Raw genomic sequence first — 16,623 nt, forward strand, 5'->3', positions numbered from 1 at the left:
TTCGGGTCTGGTGGGGGGCTGGGTGGGTGGGTGGGGGGTGGGTGGGGTGCGGCGCCCCCCCCCCCGCCCCCCCCGGCGCCGGCGGCCCGCGCCGCGGCCCCCCCCCCCCCCCCCCCCCCCCCGCCCCTCGCGTATCCGCAGGTCAGACCCGAGCCGGCGGCACGGATCGGGGCCCGACCCGTCGCCACCACCGCCCCGGGTCGTTGAACCCCTCGGTACGGCGTTGGTCCACGACCCGCCACACGGATCGGTAACCGAGCGAGGCAGGCGAGACGATGACGACGATCGGGTCAGAGAACCTCACCAACGGTCCGGGCAAGCCGGAGCGGTTCGGTGGCAAGTACCGCGGGGCCCGCCGGGACACCGTGCTGACCGAGGTGGTCTCCACCGACACCGACACCGAGATCGGGGGCCGGGACGTCGGGCCCTCGGCCGTTGAACAGGCCGGCCCGCCGCTGTCGCTGCCCTCGCTGGACCCGAACCCGCTCACCGAGCCGTCGTTCCCCTCGGAAGGCTGGGCGGTCCCGCAGACCGAATCCCTGGTCGACCACCCGCTGCTGCGTGGCCTGATGATGGAGCTGCCGCCCAAGGGGAGCGTCCCCTCGCCCGACTGGATGGACCGCTGGTTCGAGGCGACCCGGGCGATCCTGGAGCTGCTATACGTGCAGGGGGCCGGCCGCTTGCGCTGAGGCCGGCCGCTCCGGCAGCGCCCGCTCCGAGAGCCGGCTGTGCCGCAGCGCGTGCCGAACTCCGATGGCGACGACACCCAACACGCCGACGGTGACTGCGGCCCCGGTCGTGCCCGGTCCGGCAAAGAGGTCCAGCCCGGTGGCCGAGAGCAGGCCGGGAACGGTGGCCAGGCCGGTGACCTGGAGCGGCAGGCCGACGAGCGGATGCGCGGCGGCCGCCCGCAGACCGTGCGGGGCCGGGGCGTCGGGCGCCGTGACGAGGACGCCGGCGCCGATCCGCAGTCGGCGGACCCGGCGAACGGTCCAGGCCGCGACGAGTAGCGCGGGGGCGGCCGCGAGCGCGAGCCCGGCGGCGGCCCGGTCCACCGTGCCAGCGCCGGCGCTCTGCAGCCCGGCGGCGAGCACCGCCGTCGTCAGGCCGAGGCCGGTCAGGGTCAGGGCGAGCAACCATCCGGTACGCCGGTGAAGCGCGCTGGCGCGGTGCGGCCGGGGCAGCCGGTCGGCGAGGACCCCCGCGGCCAGCCAGACGCCGGCGACCGGAAGCAGAACGATTAGATGCCCATCCATGGCATCAGCCTTGCCTAGTTCGCCCCCCGACAAATCAGGGCCGGCCCCGGGTTCGCCCCGCAGACCGCCCCCGTAGGGGATTCCCGGCCGGCTCGTCGGCAGGCGTCCGCGAAATCAGACGTCGAAGGTGGCCGGACGCCCGGTGGCCGGGGCGGGCGGCTCCGCCTTCCACAGGCCGGTCTTCTGCGCAGCCAGCCGGCCCAGGTACGCCGGGTTGAGGATGACGTACCGTCGCCAGAGCCGCTTCGGCTCCAGGCCGAGCCGCCAGAACCACTCTAGGCCGGCCCGCTGCATCCACGGCGGCGGCTTGCGGAGCAGGCCCGCGTGGTAGTCGAAGGCCGCCCCGACGGCCATCAGCGGCATGTCCAGCAGGGGCCGCATCGCGTATGTGAAGACCTCCTGGCGCGGGCAGCCGAGCCCGACCAGGACGAGCCGGGCACCGCTGGCCCTGATCCGGTCGGCGATCTCGACGTCCTCGCCCGGCTGTACGGCCCGGAACTTCGACGGCTCCACCCCGGCGATCTTCAGCGCCGGGAACATCCGCTCCAGCTCCGGGATCAGCCGGCCCAGGGTCTCCTCCGTCGAGCCGTAGAGGTAGACCGGCAGGCCCTCCTCGGCGAAGCGGCGCAGCACGTGCAGGGTCAGCAGCGGGCCGTAGACCCGGTCGGCGAGGCCGGCGTGGTGCAGCAGGTTCAGCGCCCAGCGCACCGGCTGCCCGTCGGGGGTGACCACGTCGAACGAGTTGAGCCGGGCGTTGTGCGCCGGGTCGAGCACGCCGGTCATCACGCCGTGCACGGCGAGCGCGGTCAGCGCCAACGGACGGCGCTCGCGCGCGGCCGCCACCACCCGCTCGGTCGCGGTGGCGTAGTCGGTGGCGTCGACCAGGACGCCGAGGACGTTGCGCTTGCTGCCGACGGTCATGCGCCCGGAACCCACTTGTCGACGTTGGCCTCGTAGATCTCGCGCGCGATCATCGGCACGTCGTAGACCTGCTTCCACTGCGGGTAGTCGGCCTGGAACGCCTCGTTCGAGCCGATCCACCACTTGTGGTCGCCGATCCGGTTCGCCTCGACGTACTCGGTGACCATCTCCTGGCCGGTGATCTGCTCGGCCAGGGCGAACGCCTCCCGGTTGGAGGTGTTGGAGTGCCGCCCGCCGCCGAGGTTGTAGACGGCCGCCGAGCGGGGGGCGCGGAAGAACGCCTCGAACGCCGACACCACGTCGGAGCTGTGGATCGCGTCCCGGACCTGCTTGCCCTGGTAACCGAAAATCTTGTACGTCCGGCGTTCCATGTTCGCCCGCATCACGTACCCGAGGAAGCCGTGCAGCTCGGTCGCGGAGTGCGCCGGGCCGGTCAGCGTGCCACCCCGGAAGCAGGCGGTCCGCATCCCGAAATAGCGGCCGTACTCCTGCACCATCACGTCGGCGCCGACCTTGGACGCGCCGAAGACCGAGTGCAGGCAGGCGTCGATCGACATGTCCTCGCGGATGCCCTGCTCGTACGGGTGCCCCGGCTCGATCTCCCAGCGGGTCTCCAGCTCGACAAGCGGGAGGCTGTTGGGGCGGTCGCCGTACACCTTGTTGGTGGAGCAGTGGATGACCGGCGCCTCGATGCAGTGTTCGCGGACGTTCTGCAGCACGTTGAGGGTGCCGCCGGCGTTGACGTCGAAGTCGGTGAACGGATCCCGGACCGCCCAGTCGTGCGACGGCTGCGCGGCGGTGTGGATCACCACGGCGATGTCCCGGCCGTACCGGGCGAAGAGCTTCGCCAGCGAGTCGCGGTCCCGGATGTCGATGCTGTGGTGGGAGTACGCCCCGCCCAACTCCTCGGACAGCCGCCGGACGTTCCACGCGGTCGACGCCTCGACGCCGAAGAACTCCTGCCGCATGTCGTTGTCGATGCCGACGACATCGAGACCGAGGCCGGCGAAGTGCCGGACCGCCTCGGAACCGATAAGGCCGCCCGACCCGGTCACCAACGCGACACTCACACGCCACTCCTGGTCCATCGGAGGCAGAGAAACGATCGGAGCATAGCGTGACGTCCGGCACCGACCGGACGCGACGCAGGGCCCTGGAAATGGCGAAAGGGCCCCGCATTGCTGCGGAGCCCTCGCTCTGGTGGGGAAGGGGGGAGTTGAACCCCCACGCCCTTTCGGGCACACGGACCTGAACCGTGCGCGTCTGCCATTCCGCCACTCCCCCGCGGCAGGACACCGGAAACTGTAGCTCGCCCCGGCTGCGCTGTCTCCAGCGGGCCCGGCACATCCTACGGCCTTCCGGCCCTCGCCACGACCAGTTACCGTTCGTGGCGGACGAAACTGTAGCACGAGGGCACCGGCCCATCCGAACGGGTCGGCAACAGGCGGCCGAGCGGCGTGTGAGCTGCGCGCGCGCCGGCCGGATACCATCATGTCCTCGGGACCCGAGGAGGAGCCGGTGAGCGTGCTGCAACGCTTCGAGAAGCGTCTGGAAGGCCTGGTGGAGGGAGCTTTCGCCAAGGTCTTCAAAGGGGTGGTTCACCCCGTCGAGATCCTCAATGCCATGCAGCGGGAGGCCGAGGCGCACAAGGCGATCCTCGCCGGTGGGCGCACTCTCGTGCCCAACCGCTACGTGATCGATCTCTCGCCCTACGACCACAGTCGGCTGGCGCCGTACGCCGCTGCGCTGGCCCAGGAGCTGGCCCAGTCGCAGGCGGAGTTCATCGGTGAGCAGGCCTGGACGGTCTACGGCGACGTGATCGTCGAGATCGAGCGAGGCGAGGGCCTCGACACCGGGATGTTCCGGGTCACTGCCGAGGTCTACACCGGCGGCGACGTCGCCCCGGTCTCCGCGCCCGGCTACGACCAGGGCGGCTACGATGCGGGTCCGCCCGCGTACCCGGCGTACGACCAGGGTGGTGGCTACGGCCCGCCGCAGGGGCACGGGGGCGGGCGCAATGTCCGACTGGTCTCCGGCGACGGCCGCACCTATCCGCTCCAGATGGGTTCCACGGTGATCGGCCGTGGCGACCAGGCCAACCTGCGTCTGCCGGACGTCGGCATCTCCCGGCGACACGCCCGGCTGGACTTCGACGGCGGTCAGGTTGTGCTGACCGATCTCGGGTCGACCAACGGCACGATGGTCAACGGCCAGCGGGTCTCCGCCGTCGCCCTCAACCCGGGCGACATGGTCCAGCTCGGCACCACCACCCTGACCTTCCGCGTGGACGGCTGACCCGCCTTGCCGGAACTCGTCATCACCGTCGCCCGATTCGGGTTTCTCATCCTGCTGTGGATCTTCGTGTTCACGGTGGTCGGCGTCATCCGCCGGGACCTCTTCGCCGGGGCCCGTTCGGGCCGGCTGGTGGCCGCGCCACGGGCGGTGGGGGCCTCGACCGGGCAGGCGGCCAAGCCGGCGAAGGTGAAGCGAGGCAGGGCCGCGCACCAGATGGTGGTGACCGCCGGTCAGCTCGCCGGCACCCGGATCACCCTGGGTGAATCCCAGATCACCATCGGTCGGGCCGAGGATTCGACCCTGGTCATCACCGACGACTACGCCTCGGCGCGACACGCCCGACTCGTGCCGCGTGAGGGGCAGTGGTTCGTCGAGGACCTCGGATCGACTAACGGCACCTACCTGGATCGCGCTAAGGTCACCGGACCAACCCCCGTCCCCCTCGGCGTGCCGATCCGTATCGGCCGCACCTCTCTCGAATTACGGCCATGACTCTGACCCTGCGCTATGCGGCCCACAGCGACCGCGGTCTGATCCGAGACGGTAATCAGGATTCCGTCTACGCCGGGCCGCGGCTTCTCGCCGTCGCCGACGGCATGGGCGGCATGGCCGCCGGTGACGTCGCCAGCAACATCGTCATCGGTGCCATGGAGCCGCTCGACCAGGACGCCCCCGGGGACGCCCTCGTCGACGCGCTGCGCTCAGCCGTGGGCACCGCCAACCAGCAGCTCCGCGACACCGTGGACGCCAACCCACAGCTGGAGGGGATGGGCACCACGCTCACCGCGACCCTCTTCTCCGGCACCAAGCTGGGATTGGTCCACATCGGTGACTCGCGGGCCTACCTTCTGCGCAACGGCGAGTTTGCGCAGATCACCAAGGACGACACGTACGTCCAGATGCTCGTCGACGAGGGCCGGATCAGCGCCGAGGAGGCGAGTAGCCACCCACAGCGCTCGCTGCTCACCCGGGCGCTCGACGGCCGCGACATCGACCCGGAATACAGCGTCCGTCAGGTGCTCCGCGGCGACCGCTACCTGATCTGCAGCGACGGCCTCTCCGGTGTGGTCAGTGCGGAAACGATCGCCGACACCATGCGGGAGTACACCGACGGGCAGCAGTGCGTCGAGCGGCTGGTGCAGCTCGCGCTGCGCGGAGGCGGCCCCGACAACATCACGGTGGTCATCGCCGACGCCACCGACCAGGACATCGTCGAGGCGAGCCCGCTCGTCGGCGGCGCCGCCGCCAAAGACCGCGGTATGGCCACCTCCGCGGATGTCTCGACCCCCGCCGCGCGGGCCTCGGCGCTCTCCGCGCCCCGGCCGCCCGTCCCCGAAGAGCCAGCCGACGACGGCGACGACGACCGGCCGAAGCGCCGGCCGCTTCGGACCACCGCGATGCTCGCCGCCCTGGTGGTCATCGTCGGCGGCGTGCTCTTCGCCGGCTGGAGCTACACCCAGCGGCAGTACTACGTCGGCGCCACCGAAGACGGTCAGGTGGCCGTCTTCCAGGGCGTCCAGGGGCAGGTCGCCGGCCTGGACCTCTCGGCCGTGCACTCCACCAGCCCGGCCAGGCTGGAAGACCTCACCCTGGCCGCGCAGGAGCAGGTGAAGCAGGGCATCCCGGCCAAGAACCAGTCGGACGCCGAGCGCCGGCTGACCGAGTTGACCAGCGACGACCCGGCGAACCCGAACCTGAAGCCGGTCTGCCCGCCCAGCCCGACGGCGACACCGGGCGCGGCGACCCCCGCACCGGCCACCCCCGCCGCGAGCCGCTCGGCTACCGCCGGCCGCCGGCCCACCACCACCCCGACCCCCGCTCCCACCACACCCGACGCGTTGCCCTCGGACACGGTCCCGCCGGCAGACCCGGCCGGCTGCCGGTCGACCGAGTGAGCGTCGGCTGAGAACTCCGAGGACTCATCCGTGACCGCAGCGGCCGTACCGGCAGCCTCGCCCGCCTCGACGGGCGAGCAGCCCGGCGTACGCCTGGCCCGGTCGCGGCGCAACGCCGAACTGTCGTTGCTGCTGCTGGCCCTGGTGATCGTCGGCGCGTACGGCGCGACGGTGGAGGCGGCCGTGCTCGACACGGTCACCCCGGACTTCTGGATCCCGACCGCCGTGCTGGCGGCCGTCTTCCTGGCCATGCACGTGGTCATTCGGTTCCTCGCGCCCTTCGCCGACCCGGCCCTGCTGCCTGCGGTGGCACTGCTCAACGGGATCGGGGTGGGCTTCCTGCGCCGGATCGACCTGGCCCGGGCCGCCCCGGTCGAGCGGGAGACGCTGGCCGTCTTCGCCGGCAACGGCGGGCGTCAGCTCGCCTGGACACTCGCCTCGGTGGCCCTCGCCGCCGGGCTGCTGGCGCTGATGCGCGACCACCGCTCGGTCTCCCGGTACGCGTACACCCTCGGCCTCGCCGGCATCGTGCTGGTGATGATCCCGGCGGTGCTCCCCGCGAAATACTCGGAGATCTACGGCGCGAAGCTGTGGATCCGCGTCGGCGGCTTCAGCATCCAGCCGGGTGAGTTCGCCAAGCTGGCGCTGCTCGTCTTCTTCGCGTACTACCTGGTACGCAAGCGCGAGGTGCTCTCGCTGGCCAGCCACCGGGTGCTCGGCATCGACTTCCCGCGTGGGCGGGACCTGGGCCCGGTGCTCGCGGTCTGGGTGCTGAGCGTGCTGGTGCTCGTTTTCGAGAAGGACCTGGGCACCTCGCTGCTCTACTTCGGCATGTTCGTGGTGACCCTCTACATCGCCACCGAACGGGTGAGTTGGCTGCTCATTGGCCTGATCCTGTTCTTCGGCGGTGCATACCTCGCCTACGTGCTCGGCGGCGTGATCGGTGGGCCGTTCGCCAACTTCCATCTGCGCGCCGAGATCTGGCTCGACCCGTTCGCCGACCCCTACCAGGACGGCTATCAGCTCGTCCAGGGCCTGCTGGCGCTCGGTAGCGGCGGGCTGTTCGGCACCGGTCCCGGCGGCGGGGAGCCGCTGGAGATCCCCGAGGTGCAGAACGACTTCATCTTCGCCGGCATCGGCGAGGAGATCGGCCTGTTCGGGCTCTCCGCGCTGCTGGTGGTCTACCTGCTGATCGTCGAGCGGGGGCTGCGGGCGGCGTTGGCCGTGCGGGACTCGTTCGGCAAGCTGCTCGCCGGCGGCCTGGCCTTCACCCTCGGCCTCCAGGTCTTCGTGATCGTCGGTGGGATCAGCAAGCTCATCCCGTTGACCGGTCAGACCACCCCGTTTCTCTCCGCCGGTGGTTCGTCGCTGATGGCGAACTGGCTGCTCATCGCCATTCTGCTGCGTGTCTCCGACGGCGCCCGCCGGCCGATGACCGGGGCCGGTGGCTCGGCGGCCCGACCCGGGGGTGGCCCGCCCGAGCAGCTGCACGGTGCCCCCACGGAGGTGATCAGACCGTGAACGCACCCCTTCGCCGTGTTGGCGTGGTCGCGATGGTCCTGTTCGGTCTGCTCTTCGCGAACCTGAACTGGATCCAGGCCTACAAGGCCGACGAATACCGCAACAGCGACTACAACGGCCGGGTCCAGGTGGCCGAGTACGAGCGCAAGCGCGGCAACATCGAGGCCGGCGGCACCGCCCTGGCCACCAGCAAGGAGACCAGCGGCAAGCTGAGGTTCCTGCGTACCTACCCCGGTGGGGACAAGTACGCGCACGTGCTCGGCTACAAGCCGGTCAACCTCGCCGACACCGGCGTCGAGCGGGTGGAGAACGACTTCCTCGCCGGCACCAGCGACGCGCTGATCGCCAACCGGATCAGGGACATGTTCACCGGTGACGAGACCGGGGGCGGCAACGTGCTGCTGACCCTGTCCAAGCGGGCGCAGGAGGCTGCGTACAACGGGCTGGCCGACAACGAGGTCAACGCGAAGAAGGGCGCGGCGATCGCGTTCGACCCCCGCACCGGGGCGGTGCAGGCGTTGGTCTCCATGCCCAGCTTCAACCCGAACCCGCTGACCAGCCACGACACCGACGAGGCGACGGCGGCGTACAACAAGCTCGACAACGATCCGGCCGGCCCGTTGAAGAACCGGGCGCTGTCGGAGGTGCTGCCCCCGGGCTCCACCTTCAAGATCGTGGTGGCCGCCGCCGCCCTGGAGAACGGGGTCGGCAAGAACACCGAGATCCCCGCCGGGGCGAGCTGGACCCCGCCGACGTCGGGCACCCCGATCCGCAACGCCGCGCCGTCGATCTGCCCCGAGGACCAGGTCACGCTCCTCGACGCGGTCACCGAGTCCTGCAACACCGGCTTCGCCCAGCTCGGCGTCAAGCTCGGGGCCGACAAGGTGAAGGAGAAGGCCCGCCAGTTCGGCTTCGAGCAGGACGACCTCACGGTCGGCCAGCTCGGCGAGGACGGGCTGCCGACGGCGGCCAGCCGCACCGGGTCCATGGAGGGCCCCGACGGCGGCACCGACCCGGCCGCCCTGGCGCAGTCCTCCATCGGGCAGCGCGACGTGAAGATGACCCCGCTGGAGGGGGCGCTGATCGCCGGATCGGTCGCCAACGGCGGCAGCCAGATGCGCCCGTACCTGGTCCGGCAGCTGCTCGCCCCGGACCGCACCACCAGCTACTACACGGCCAAGCCGCGGGAGCTGCGGCAGCCGGTCAGCGGCCCGGTCGCGTCGGACCTGCGCGACATGATGGTCAGCGTGGTGGAGAAGGGCAGCGGCGGCAGGGCGAAGATCGACGGCTACCAGGTCGGTGGCAAGACCGGCACCGCCCAGTCCAGCCCGCAGACCCCCGACCACGGCTGGTTCATCGGCTTCGTGCTCGGCAAGAACGGCACCCCGATCTCCGCGGTCTGCGTGGTGCTGGAGGAGGCCGGTAGCGGCGGCAGTGGCGAGGCTGCCCGGATCGCCGGCAAGATCATGCAGGCGGCCATCGCCGACTCCGGGGGCCGCTGACATGCTCAGCCCCGGCGTCCAGCTCGGTAACCGCTATCGCCTCGACGAGCGGATCGCCAGCGGCGGCATGGGCGACGTCTGGCGCGGCACCGACCAGGTGCTGGGGCGTACGGTCGCGGTGAAGAGCCTGCTCCCGGCGTTGCTCGACGAGCCGGGCTTCGCCGAGCGGTTCCGCGGCGAGGCGCGCACCATGGCCACCATCAACCACCCCGGCGTGGTCGACGTCTACGACTTCGGCAATGACCAGCACATCGCCTTCCTGGTGATGGAGTATGTCGAGGGCGATGCGCTCTCCTCGACGCTGAACCGGGTCGGCCGGCTCACCCCCGCCCGCACCATGGCGCTGCTCGCCCAGGCCGCCGACGCGCTGCACGCGGCGCACTGCAAGGGCATCGTGCACCGTGACGTGAAGCCGGGGAACCTGCTCGTCCGGCCGAACGGAACGCTGGTGCTGACCGACTTCGGCATCGCCCGCTCCGAGTTGGTCGGGCAGCTCACCGCCGCCGGCTCGGTGCTCGGCACCGCCTCGTACATCTCTCCCGAGCAGGCCACGGGCGCGGTCGCCACACCCGCCTCCGACGTGTACGCCCTCGGCGTGGTGGCCTACCAGTGCCTCGCCGGACGGCGGCCCTTCGAGGGGGACAACCCGCTCGAGATCGCCATGAGGCACGTCCGGGACGCCCCCCGGCCGCTGCCGGCGGACATCCCGCCGCCGGTCCGGTCGATCGTCGAGCGGGCGATGGCCAAGGACCCGGCCGCCCGCTGGCCCAGCGCCGCCGCCCTGGCCGGGGTGGCCCGGCAGGCGAAGCTGGTACTGGGGCAACAGTCCCGCAGCAGCGCACACCTCGGCCAGATCTCCGCCGCCCCGGCGTCCCCGGCCGGCCCGCAGGCCCGCGCCCAGGTGCCGCCCCCGTCGCGCCAGCAGCCCCGCCCGCCCGCGGCGGCGCAGCGGCCGGTCCCGACGTCCGCCCCGCCGCACCCCCGGCCCCCGGTCGCGGCCCCCCGGCCCCCGGTCATCCACCAGCCGCACCCGCAGGTCATCCGCCAGCAGCCCCACCCGCCGGCGGCCGTGTCCCGCCCGCCGGCCGCCACCGGACCGGCCTACCCACGCGGCGCCGCGACCGTGCCACCGCCCCCGGTCCGGCAGGCGAACCCGATGGGGTACGCCCGCCAGCCCGGCCCGCCGCCGGCCCCGCCAGAGCGGTCCAGGTTGGGGCCGGTCGTGCTGTTCGTCCTGCTGGCCGTGCTGGTCCTCGTCTGCTCCGGCGTGATTGCCTACAACCTGCGGCAGAGGGCGGAGGCGGGTGTTCCTGGCGCGGCAGGTCTCCGGGTCGTGACGTCCGGCGCGCTGCGGGCGGGCGGAGGCGACGATCCGTCCCGGACGCCGTACCGTCGGATGGAACGGCTCCTGCCGGGCGGCGGCGAGACGACGACGAGCGAAGGACGACAAACGCGATGACAGCGCAGGCCCGCCTGCTCGGTGGCAGGTACCAGGTCGGCGAGCTGCTCGGATACGGCGGCATGGCCGAGGTGCACCGTGGCCGTGACCTTCGGCTGGGCCGGGACGTCGCGATCAAAATGCTCCGGGCCGACCTGGCCCGGGACGACACCTTCCAGATGCGGTTCCGTCGGGAGGCGCAGAACGCCGCCTCGCTCAACCACCCGGCGATCGTCGCCGTCTACGACACCGGCGAGGAGACCGGGCCGACCGGCGAGACGCTGCCGTTCATCGTGATGGAGTTCGTCAACGGGCGGACTCTCAAGGAGTTGCTGGGCGTCGAGGGGCGCCTCCAGCCGCGCCGGGCGCTGGAAATCTGCGCCGACACATGTGCCGCGCTGGAGTTCAGTCACCGACACGGCATCATCCACCGGGACATCAAGCCCGGCAACGTGATGCTCACCCAGACCGGCCAGGTCAAGGTGATGGACTTCGGCATCGCCCGCGCCCTGGCGTCCGGCGTCACCTCGATGACCCAGACCAGCGCGGTCATCGGCACGGCCCAGTACCTCTCCCCCGAGCAGGCACGCGGCGAGGCCGTGGACGCCCGCTCCGACGTGTACGCCGCTGGCTGCGTGCTCTTCGAGCTGGTCTGCGGGCATCCTCCGTTCGTCGGGGACAGCCCGGTCAGTGTGGCGTACCAGCACGTCCGGGAGGCCCCGCCGATCCCCAGCGACATCAATCCCGACGTCACCCCCGCGGTCGACGCGATCGTGCTCAAGGCGTTGTCGAAGAACCCGCTCAACCGGTACCAGAGCGCCGGCGAGATGCGGGCGGACATGCTCCGGGCGGCCGCGGGCCGGCCGGTGCTGGCCACCCCGGTGATGCAGGACGCCGAGACCGCGCCGATGGCCCCCGCCGCATCCGGGTATCCGACCCAGGCCGCCGGGGGGGCGGCCACCCGCCAACAGCCGGCGGCCCGGGTCGGCGACCCCCGTCAGCGCAAGGCATCCTCCTGGGTGATCGCCACCTTCGCCGCGCTCGGCGTGCTCGCCGTGATCGCCCTGGTCGCCGCCATCCTGCTCAACCGCAGCTCCGACGACAAGGTCTCCACCCCCGACCTGGCGGGCCAGACCCGAGACGCCGCGGTCGCCACGATCGAGGGAGCCGGCCTGGTCCCCACCGTCGGCGATCCGGTCTTCGACAGCACCTGCAAGAAGGACACGGTCTTCAGCCAGGAGCCACGGGCGAACACCCAGCTGGAGAAGGGCGAGGGGGTCGCCATCCAGCTCTGCGGTGGCAAGCCGGAGGTGCCGATCCCGTCCGCTCTGGTCGACTCCCCGTTCAAGAACGTCGAGAAGCAGCTCAAGGAGCTGAATCTCAAGGTGGTGAAGAAGACGATCGACAGCCCCGTCGCCGAGGGGATCGTCACGAAGGTCGAGCCGCCCTCCGGCAGCAAGGTCGCCGAGCAGAGCACGGTGACGGTGACGGTCTCGAGGGGCAACATCCGCAAGGTGCCGAGCGTTGTCGGTTCCTCTGCGGAGGACGCGAAGCGGGAGCTGGAGCAGGCCGGGTACAGCGTGAGGATCGTCGACGGCGACGAGGTGCCGGCCGACCGCGCCGGCCGGGTCTCGGGTCAGAACCCGCGCGGCGGCACGAATCTCGAAAAGGGCAAGCAGGTGACCATCGAGGTCGACGTGCCCGAGCCCGCCCCGGAGCCATCCGAGCCGGCGGTCACCCCGCCGCCCAGCGGCAGCCCGACCCCACCACCGGGCCGCGGCGGTGGGCTGCCGCTCTCGACCGAACCTGCCAGGTTCTCCGAGCAGTGACGTGGCGACCCCGGCCCCGATCAGGGGCCGGGTCCCCGCTGCACGTTGACGTCAGGCGGCGGCGAACGCGGAGCGACGGCGGGTGTCGACCTCGGCGGCCAGCTTTGGGGCGCGTTCCAGCGCCTCGGGGTGACCGCAGCTCGCCAACCAGTTGGCCAGCATCAGGTGGCCGCCCTCGGTGAGCACCGACTCCGGGTGGAACTGGACGCCCTCGATCGGCAGCGTCCGGTGCCGCATGGCCATCACCACGCCGGAGTCTGTCCAGCCGGTGACCTCCAGCTCGTCCGGTAGCGTCTCGGGCAACACGGTGAGCGAGTGGTACCGGGTGGCGGTGAACGGGTCGGGCAGCCCGGCCAGCACCCCCACCGAGTGGTGCCGGACCTCGGAGGTCTTGCCGTGCAGCAGCTCCGGCGCGCGGGCCACGGTGGCGCCGAACGCCTCGCCGATCGCCTGGTGGCCCAGGCAGACGCCGAAGATGGGCAGCTCGCCCGCGTATCGGCGGATGACGTCGAGGCAGATGCCGGCCCGGTCCGGGCTGCCCGGCCCGGGGGAGAGCAGGACACCGGTGGCGTCGAGTCGCCCCACCTCCGCCACGTCGATCTCGTCGTTGCGCCGGACCTCGCAGTCCACGCCGAGCTGGCCGAGGTACTGCACCAGGTTGAAGACGAACGAGTCGTAGTTGTCGATCACCAGGACGCGCATCGACTCACCTGTCCGGAGCGGGGGGCGGGGGGTTGTTCTGGTCGGTGTCGTACGGCAGTTCGTGCTCGTCGCCGGACGGGGTGTTCCCGTCGACGCCAGGAGGAGCACCGCCCGGCACGCCGGAGTCCTGCGTGACCTGCACGTCGTCGAAGGGGAGTAGCGGCTCCGCCCACGGGAAGACCACGTACCAGAGCAGGGCCACCGTCGCGGCGGCCAGCAGCAGCGAGCCCGTCAGCTTGCCGGGCAGCCCCAGCGGCAGCTTGCGCCAGATCCAGCCGTACATCGTCAGCCCTCCAGCTCCGCAGGCTGGCCGTCAGCCTTGGGCTGGGTGTGGTCCAGCTCGGCGTGGACGATCAGGCGCTGGTAGTTGTCGAACTTCGGGTTGCAGGTGGTGAGGGTGAGGAGCTTCTTCGTCGGCTTCGCGGCCGGATTCGTCGGCACGGGGGCGACGACCTCGACCTGGTTCGGCTTGACGATCCGGGTCTCGCGCACCGTGTATACGTACCACTCGGTCTTGCCCTCGACCACGATGGCGTCGCCGGCGGCCAGCTCGTCCAGCCGCCAGAAGGTGGCCCGGTTGCGGTGGCCGGCGACCGAGAAGTTGCCCAGCTCGCCGGGGAGCGCGCTGTCCGGGTAGTGACCGGGGGCGTACCGGATGTCCTCCTGGCTGACGCCCTCGACCACGACCCAGTTCTTGTCCAGCTTGGGGATGTGGAGCCCGGCGATGGGGCTGCCGTGCACCGGTGGCTTCGGCTTCGCGGTGGGGCTCGCGCTGGGTGCCACGGTCGGGTCGCCGGTGGGGCCCCAGGCCTGGGCGAGTTGGCGGTCGAGGTCGTTCTGGTGGGCGTCGACGATGGCCGACTTGCCCCACACCTCGTAGCCGGCGAACAGGAGCACCACCAGGCCGAAGGTGATCAGCACCTCGCCGGTGACCCGTATTCCGGCGCGCAGCCGGGTCCAGAAGGACGGCCGGGTCAGTTCGTAGTAGACGCTCTTGTAGCCCTTGTCGGTCTGTTCGGCCCGGAGCTGGACCACCCGCTCGCCGCGGCGCGGCCGGGGTGGCTCGGTCGGCTCGGTGTCGGCCCCGGCCGGGTCTCCGCCCGCCGACGTGCGGGGCACGGCGCCCATCAGCGCGGTCGAGTCCAGGGCCGGGTCGGGGGCCGGCGGCGGGCCGGGCACTGCGGGAATGAGGGCGGTCGCGGCCGGGTCGGCAAAGCGGTCCGGCCCGCCGGGCCCCGGGAAACCGCCGCCGTCCGCCGCCGGCCTGGTGCGGTCGGCCGAGCGGTCGTTGACCGGGGGAAGGAAGTTGGTGGGGGCGTCGGCGGGGGAAACCGGCCCGTCCGCTGGCTCGGTGGCCGTTCGCCGTGGTGTGGTGGAGTACGGGTCGGGCTGCCGCTGAGTGCCCGAGGCGGGACGGTCCCGGGCCGGAAGTGGGGCCCCGGGCGGTCGCGCGGGGCCGGGCCAGGCAGGCGGCGTGTCCGGCGGCGTCGGTCGTCGGGCGGTCGGCGCCGGGTCACCGCTGTGGGGGGCCGCCGAACGGGGCGGCAGCACCGGCTCGGGCCAGGGGCCGGCGGGGCCGGGGCGCTCCGATGCGGCCGGGGCGGAGCGGTTGACCAGGGGGAGGAAGTCGGTCGGGTCCTCACCACGGTCGTGGTGTCGGCCGGCCCGGCGGTCGTCGGGTGTCCGATCGTCGGGCGTCCGGTTCATCTGGGCACCGTTGCCGCGCGCAGGGCGGTCGAGTCCTCGAAGGCCGGCACGGTGACGGTGGAAACCGTTTCCTGGTACCCGAGGTGGAAGTCTTTCACCACGCCCTTGAACACCCGGACTCCCTCGGAGGCGGCGAGGCCCTGCTGGAGGGCAGCGGGATCGCCGATCGCTACGATCTTGAACGGTGGGGAGTACACCCGGCCGTGCAGCAGCAGGGTGTTACCGACGCAGCGTACCGCGCTGGTGGCGAGCACGCGGACGTTCATGATGGACATGGCCTCCGCGCCGCCGGCCCAGAGTGCGTTCACCACCGCCTGGACGTCCTGCTGGTGGACGACCAGGTCATCGTTGCTGGCGCCCTTGGGCAGCCCCTGCTCCGGGAGTCGGGGGGCGTCGTTGAGCTCGACGGTGACCCCGGCCCCGGTGAGTGCGGTGAACCCGGCGGACTGTCGGTTCACGGCGGCCCGGTCCCGCTGATCCCGGATCGGCTCGTCGGAGTCCGCGAGGTCGGCCGTGGAGCTCTCGACCTCGGCCCGCAGCCGGGCGGCCTGCCGCTCGCCGGCCGCGACCTGCTCACGGCGGTCCTCGATGAGCTGGGTGAGCTGGGGGCGGCGGTCCTCGCGTAGGGCGGTGCCGCTGGCGGTTGTCGCCGTGGTGGTGAAGAGCAGCCCGGCCGCGGCGGCGATCAGCGGCACCCCGATCGACCAGCCCGGTCGGCGCTGGCGTCGCTTCCGGGGCAGGAGGGCGACGACCGCCCGTCGGAGGGCCTTCTGCCAGGAGGCCGCGCCGGATGTGTACTCCACCGAGCCGTCCTTCCGCGTCGTGTGTGTCGGCCCGCCACGACGCGGACCGGTGCGCCGACCCGAACAGTCCCGCCTTTTTCGGTCACTCCGCGCATCGGAGTGACCCCATTCATGGCCTGGGCGGGTCTTCGGGACTACGCTGGCTATCGAAACATTATTGGCCATGGACCGTCGCCCCCGCGCCCGGTTGTCAGGCCGGACGAGGTCGTCACCCCTCTGGAGAGCGTCGTGCCCAAGTCTCAGGTCCGCAAGAAGAAGGTGTACACCCCCCCGACGGACGTACGTCCGACGGCGATGGCGGCGACGCGTAAGCCTAGCCCGGTCTGGCTGCCGGTCACGGCAGTCGCGCTGATCGTCGCCGGCATCGGCTGGCTGGTGATCTACTACCTCTCCGAGCAGGCGTACCCGGTCATGTCGTGGGGTTACTGGAACCTTGCGGTGGGCTTCGGCGCGATGGTCGGCTCCCTGGTCCTGCTCTCCCGCTGGCGCTGACCGGGCCGGGCGGTGCCCGGCCCCCGTCGTCCCCGCTCGCGGAGACGATCACATCACCTCGGCGAGCCCCTGCCCGGCGCTTCGGCGCCGGGCACCTTATGGTGTCCGCAGGACGGCGCGGCCGGGGTGCGAGAAGGTTCACGTTACCGTTGGGTAACTTTGCGCGTAGGCTGCACCGCATGACCGAGCGGAGCTGAGGTCATCGACCGGTCCGGTCGGGGTGCGGTGACGGCGCAACGCCGGTCGCACCCCTGACCCGGCC

Annotated in this window: 16 protein-coding genes and 1 tRNA gene; 9 read left to right on the forward strand and 8 right to left on the reverse strand. The window is 71.9% G+C overall.

The annotated features are described in order from the left end of the window. Positions 1–275 precede the first annotated feature (275 nt). Positions 276–689, forward strand: a complete 414-nt coding sequence (locus SNR22_RS15000) for a hypothetical protein (RefSeq protein ID WP_320067184.1) — start codon at positions 276–278, stop codon at positions 687–689. Here SNR22_RS15000 and SNR22_RS15005 read toward each other — a convergent pair. The 4 genes from SNR22_RS15005 to SNR22_RS15020 form a co-directional block, all read right to left on the reverse strand. After that, positions 657–1,256 (reverse strand): hypothetical protein, encoded by a 600-nt coding sequence (locus tag SNR22_RS15005; protein WP_320067185.1) that lies wholly within the window; start codon positions 1,254–1,256, stop codon positions 657–659. The two genes, SNR22_RS15000 and SNR22_RS15005, sit on opposite strands and share 33 nt — an antisense overlap. Before the next feature lie 114 nt (positions 1,257–1,370). Further along, complete coding sequence (locus SNR22_RS15010; protein WP_320067186.1) at positions 1,371–2,177, reverse strand: WecB/TagA/CpsF family glycosyltransferase; 807 nt, start codon at positions 2,175–2,177, stop codon at positions 1,371–1,373. Beyond that, complete coding sequence (locus SNR22_RS15015) at positions 2,174–3,247, reverse strand: NAD-dependent epimerase/dehydratase family protein (protein WP_320067187.1); 1,074 nt, start codon at positions 3,245–3,247, stop codon at positions 2,174–2,176. Before SNR22_RS15015 ends, SNR22_RS15010 begins: the two co-directional genes overlap by 4 nt. Positions 3,248–3,375: 128 nt before the next feature. After that, positions 3,376–3,461: transfer RNA gene (locus SNR22_RS15020), tRNA-Leu, on the reverse strand. Between the two features lie 207 nt (positions 3,462–3,668). Here SNR22_RS15020 and SNR22_RS15025 point away from each other — a divergent pair. The 7 genes from SNR22_RS15025 to pknB are packed head-to-tail and all read left to right on the forward strand — an operon-like array spanning position 3,669 to position 12,657. Then, positions 3,669–4,472: a DUF3662 and FHA domain-containing protein gene (locus SNR22_RS15025; RefSeq protein WP_320067188.1), complete on the forward strand. Its 804-nt coding sequence runs from the start codon at positions 3,669–3,671 to the stop codon at positions 4,470–4,472. Between the two features lie 6 nt (positions 4,473–4,478). Beyond that, on the forward strand, positions 4,479–4,964 hold the full coding sequence (locus SNR22_RS15030; protein ID WP_320067189.1) for an FHA domain-containing protein: 486 nt from the start codon (positions 4,479–4,481) through the stop codon (positions 4,962–4,964). Continuing rightward, positions 4,961–6,367: a PP2C family serine/threonine-protein phosphatase gene (locus tag SNR22_RS15035; RefSeq protein ID WP_320067190.1), complete on the forward strand. Its 1,407-nt coding sequence runs from the start codon at positions 4,961–4,963 to the stop codon at positions 6,365–6,367. Before SNR22_RS15030 ends, SNR22_RS15035 begins: the two co-directional genes overlap by 4 nt. Before the next feature lie 30 nt (positions 6,368–6,397). After that, positions 6,398–7,888: an FtsW/RodA/SpoVE family cell cycle protein gene (locus tag SNR22_RS15040; protein ID WP_320067191.1), complete on the forward strand. Its 1,491-nt coding sequence runs from the start codon at positions 6,398–6,400 to the stop codon at positions 7,886–7,888. Next, positions 7,885–9,390 carry a penicillin-binding protein 2 gene (locus SNR22_RS15045; RefSeq protein ID WP_320067192.1) on the forward strand — a complete coding sequence of 502 codons (1,506 nt, stop codon included), beginning with the start codon at positions 7,885–7,887 and terminating at the stop codon, positions 9,388–9,390. The genes SNR22_RS15040 and SNR22_RS15045 overlap by 4 nt, the downstream gene beginning before the upstream one ends. A gap of 1 nt (position 9,391) precedes the next feature. Then, positions 9,392–10,849: a serine/threonine-protein kinase gene (locus tag SNR22_RS15050; RefSeq protein WP_320067193.1), complete on the forward strand. Its 1,458-nt coding sequence runs from the start codon at positions 9,392–9,394 to the stop codon at positions 10,847–10,849. Next, complete coding sequence (pknB, locus tag SNR22_RS15055; RefSeq protein ID WP_320067194.1) at positions 10,846–12,657, forward strand: Stk1 family PASTA domain-containing Ser/Thr kinase; 1,812 nt, start codon at positions 10,846–10,848, stop codon at positions 12,655–12,657. Before SNR22_RS15050 ends, pknB begins: the two co-directional genes overlap by 4 nt. 51 nt (positions 12,658–12,708) lie before the next feature. Here pknB and SNR22_RS15060 read toward each other — a convergent pair whose 3' ends face one another. The 4 genes from SNR22_RS15060 to SNR22_RS15075 are packed head-to-tail and all read right to left on the reverse strand — an operon-like array spanning position 12,709 to position 15,869. Continuing rightward, complete coding sequence (locus SNR22_RS15060) at positions 12,709–13,359, reverse strand: aminodeoxychorismate/anthranilate synthase component II (RefSeq protein WP_320067195.1); 651 nt, start codon at positions 13,357–13,359, stop codon at positions 12,709–12,711. A 4-nt stretch (positions 13,360–13,363) separates the two neighbouring features. Beyond that, positions 13,364–13,642, reverse strand: a complete 279-nt coding sequence (locus SNR22_RS15065; RefSeq protein WP_320067196.1) for a hypothetical protein — start codon at positions 13,640–13,642, stop codon at positions 13,364–13,366. A gap of 2 nt (positions 13,643–13,644) precedes the next feature. Continuing rightward, entirely contained in the window at positions 13,645–15,066 is a 1,422-nt protein-coding gene (locus tag SNR22_RS15070) for a class E sortase (RefSeq protein WP_320067197.1), read from the reverse strand. Further along, on the reverse strand, positions 15,063–15,869 hold the full coding sequence (locus SNR22_RS15075) for a DUF881 domain-containing protein (RefSeq protein ID WP_320067198.1): 807 nt from the start codon (positions 15,867–15,869) through the stop codon (positions 15,063–15,065). The genes SNR22_RS15070 and SNR22_RS15075 overlap by 4 nt, the downstream gene beginning before the upstream one ends. A gap of 228 nt (positions 15,870–16,097) precedes the next feature. Between SNR22_RS15075 and SNR22_RS15080 the strand changes: the two genes are divergently transcribed. Next, complete coding sequence (locus SNR22_RS15080) at positions 16,098–16,361, forward strand: cell division protein CrgA (protein ID WP_320067199.1); 264 nt, start codon at positions 16,098–16,100, stop codon at positions 16,359–16,361. Positions 16,362–16,623: the final 262 nt, after the last annotated feature.

It is taken from the genome of Micromonospora sp. RTGN7, from assembly GCF_033804645.1.
Classification (GTDB): Bacteria; Actinomycetota; Actinomycetes; order Mycobacteriales; family Micromonosporaceae; genus Micromonospora.

What these genes read in the sequence shown, in the direction of transcription:
- SNR22_RS15000 (WP_320067184.1), top strand. Translation starts at nt 276, where the DNA reads ATGACGACGATCGGGTCAGAGAACCTCACCAACGGTCCGGGCAAGCCG.
- SNR22_RS15005 (WP_320067185.1), bottom strand. Translation starts at nt 1,256, where the DNA reads ATGGATGGGCATCTAATCGTTCTGCTTCCGGTCGCCGGCGTCTGGCTG.
- SNR22_RS15010 (WP_320067186.1), bottom strand. Translation starts at nt 2,177, where the DNA reads ATGACCGTCGGCAGCAAGCGCAACGTCCTCGGCGTCCTGGTCGACGCC.
- SNR22_RS15025 (WP_320067188.1), top strand. Translation starts at nt 3,669, where the DNA reads ATGTCCTCGGGACCCGAGGAGGAGCCGGTGAGCGTGCTGCAACGCTTC.
- SNR22_RS15035 (WP_320067190.1), top strand. Translation starts at nt 4,961, where the DNA reads ATGACTCTGACCCTGCGCTATGCGGCCCACAGCGACCGCGGTCTGATC.
- SNR22_RS15050 (WP_320067193.1), top strand. Translation starts at nt 9,392, where the DNA reads ATGCTCAGCCCCGGCGTCCAGCTCGGTAACCGCTATCGCCTCGACGAG.
- pknB (WP_320067194.1), top strand. Translation starts at nt 10,846, where the DNA reads ATGACAGCGCAGGCCCGCCTGCTCGGTGGCAGGTACCAGGTCGGCGAG.
- SNR22_RS15060 (WP_320067195.1), bottom strand. Translation starts at nt 13,359, where the DNA reads ATGCGCGTCCTGGTGATCGACAACTACGACTCGTTCGTCTTCAACCTG.
- SNR22_RS15065 (WP_320067196.1), bottom strand. Translation starts at nt 13,642, where the DNA reads ATGTACGGCTGGATCTGGCGCAAGCTGCCGCTGGGGCTGCCCGGCAAG.
- SNR22_RS15070 (WP_320067197.1), bottom strand. Translation starts at nt 15,066, where the DNA reads ATGAACCGGACGCCCGACGATCGGACACCCGACGACCGCCGGGCCGGC.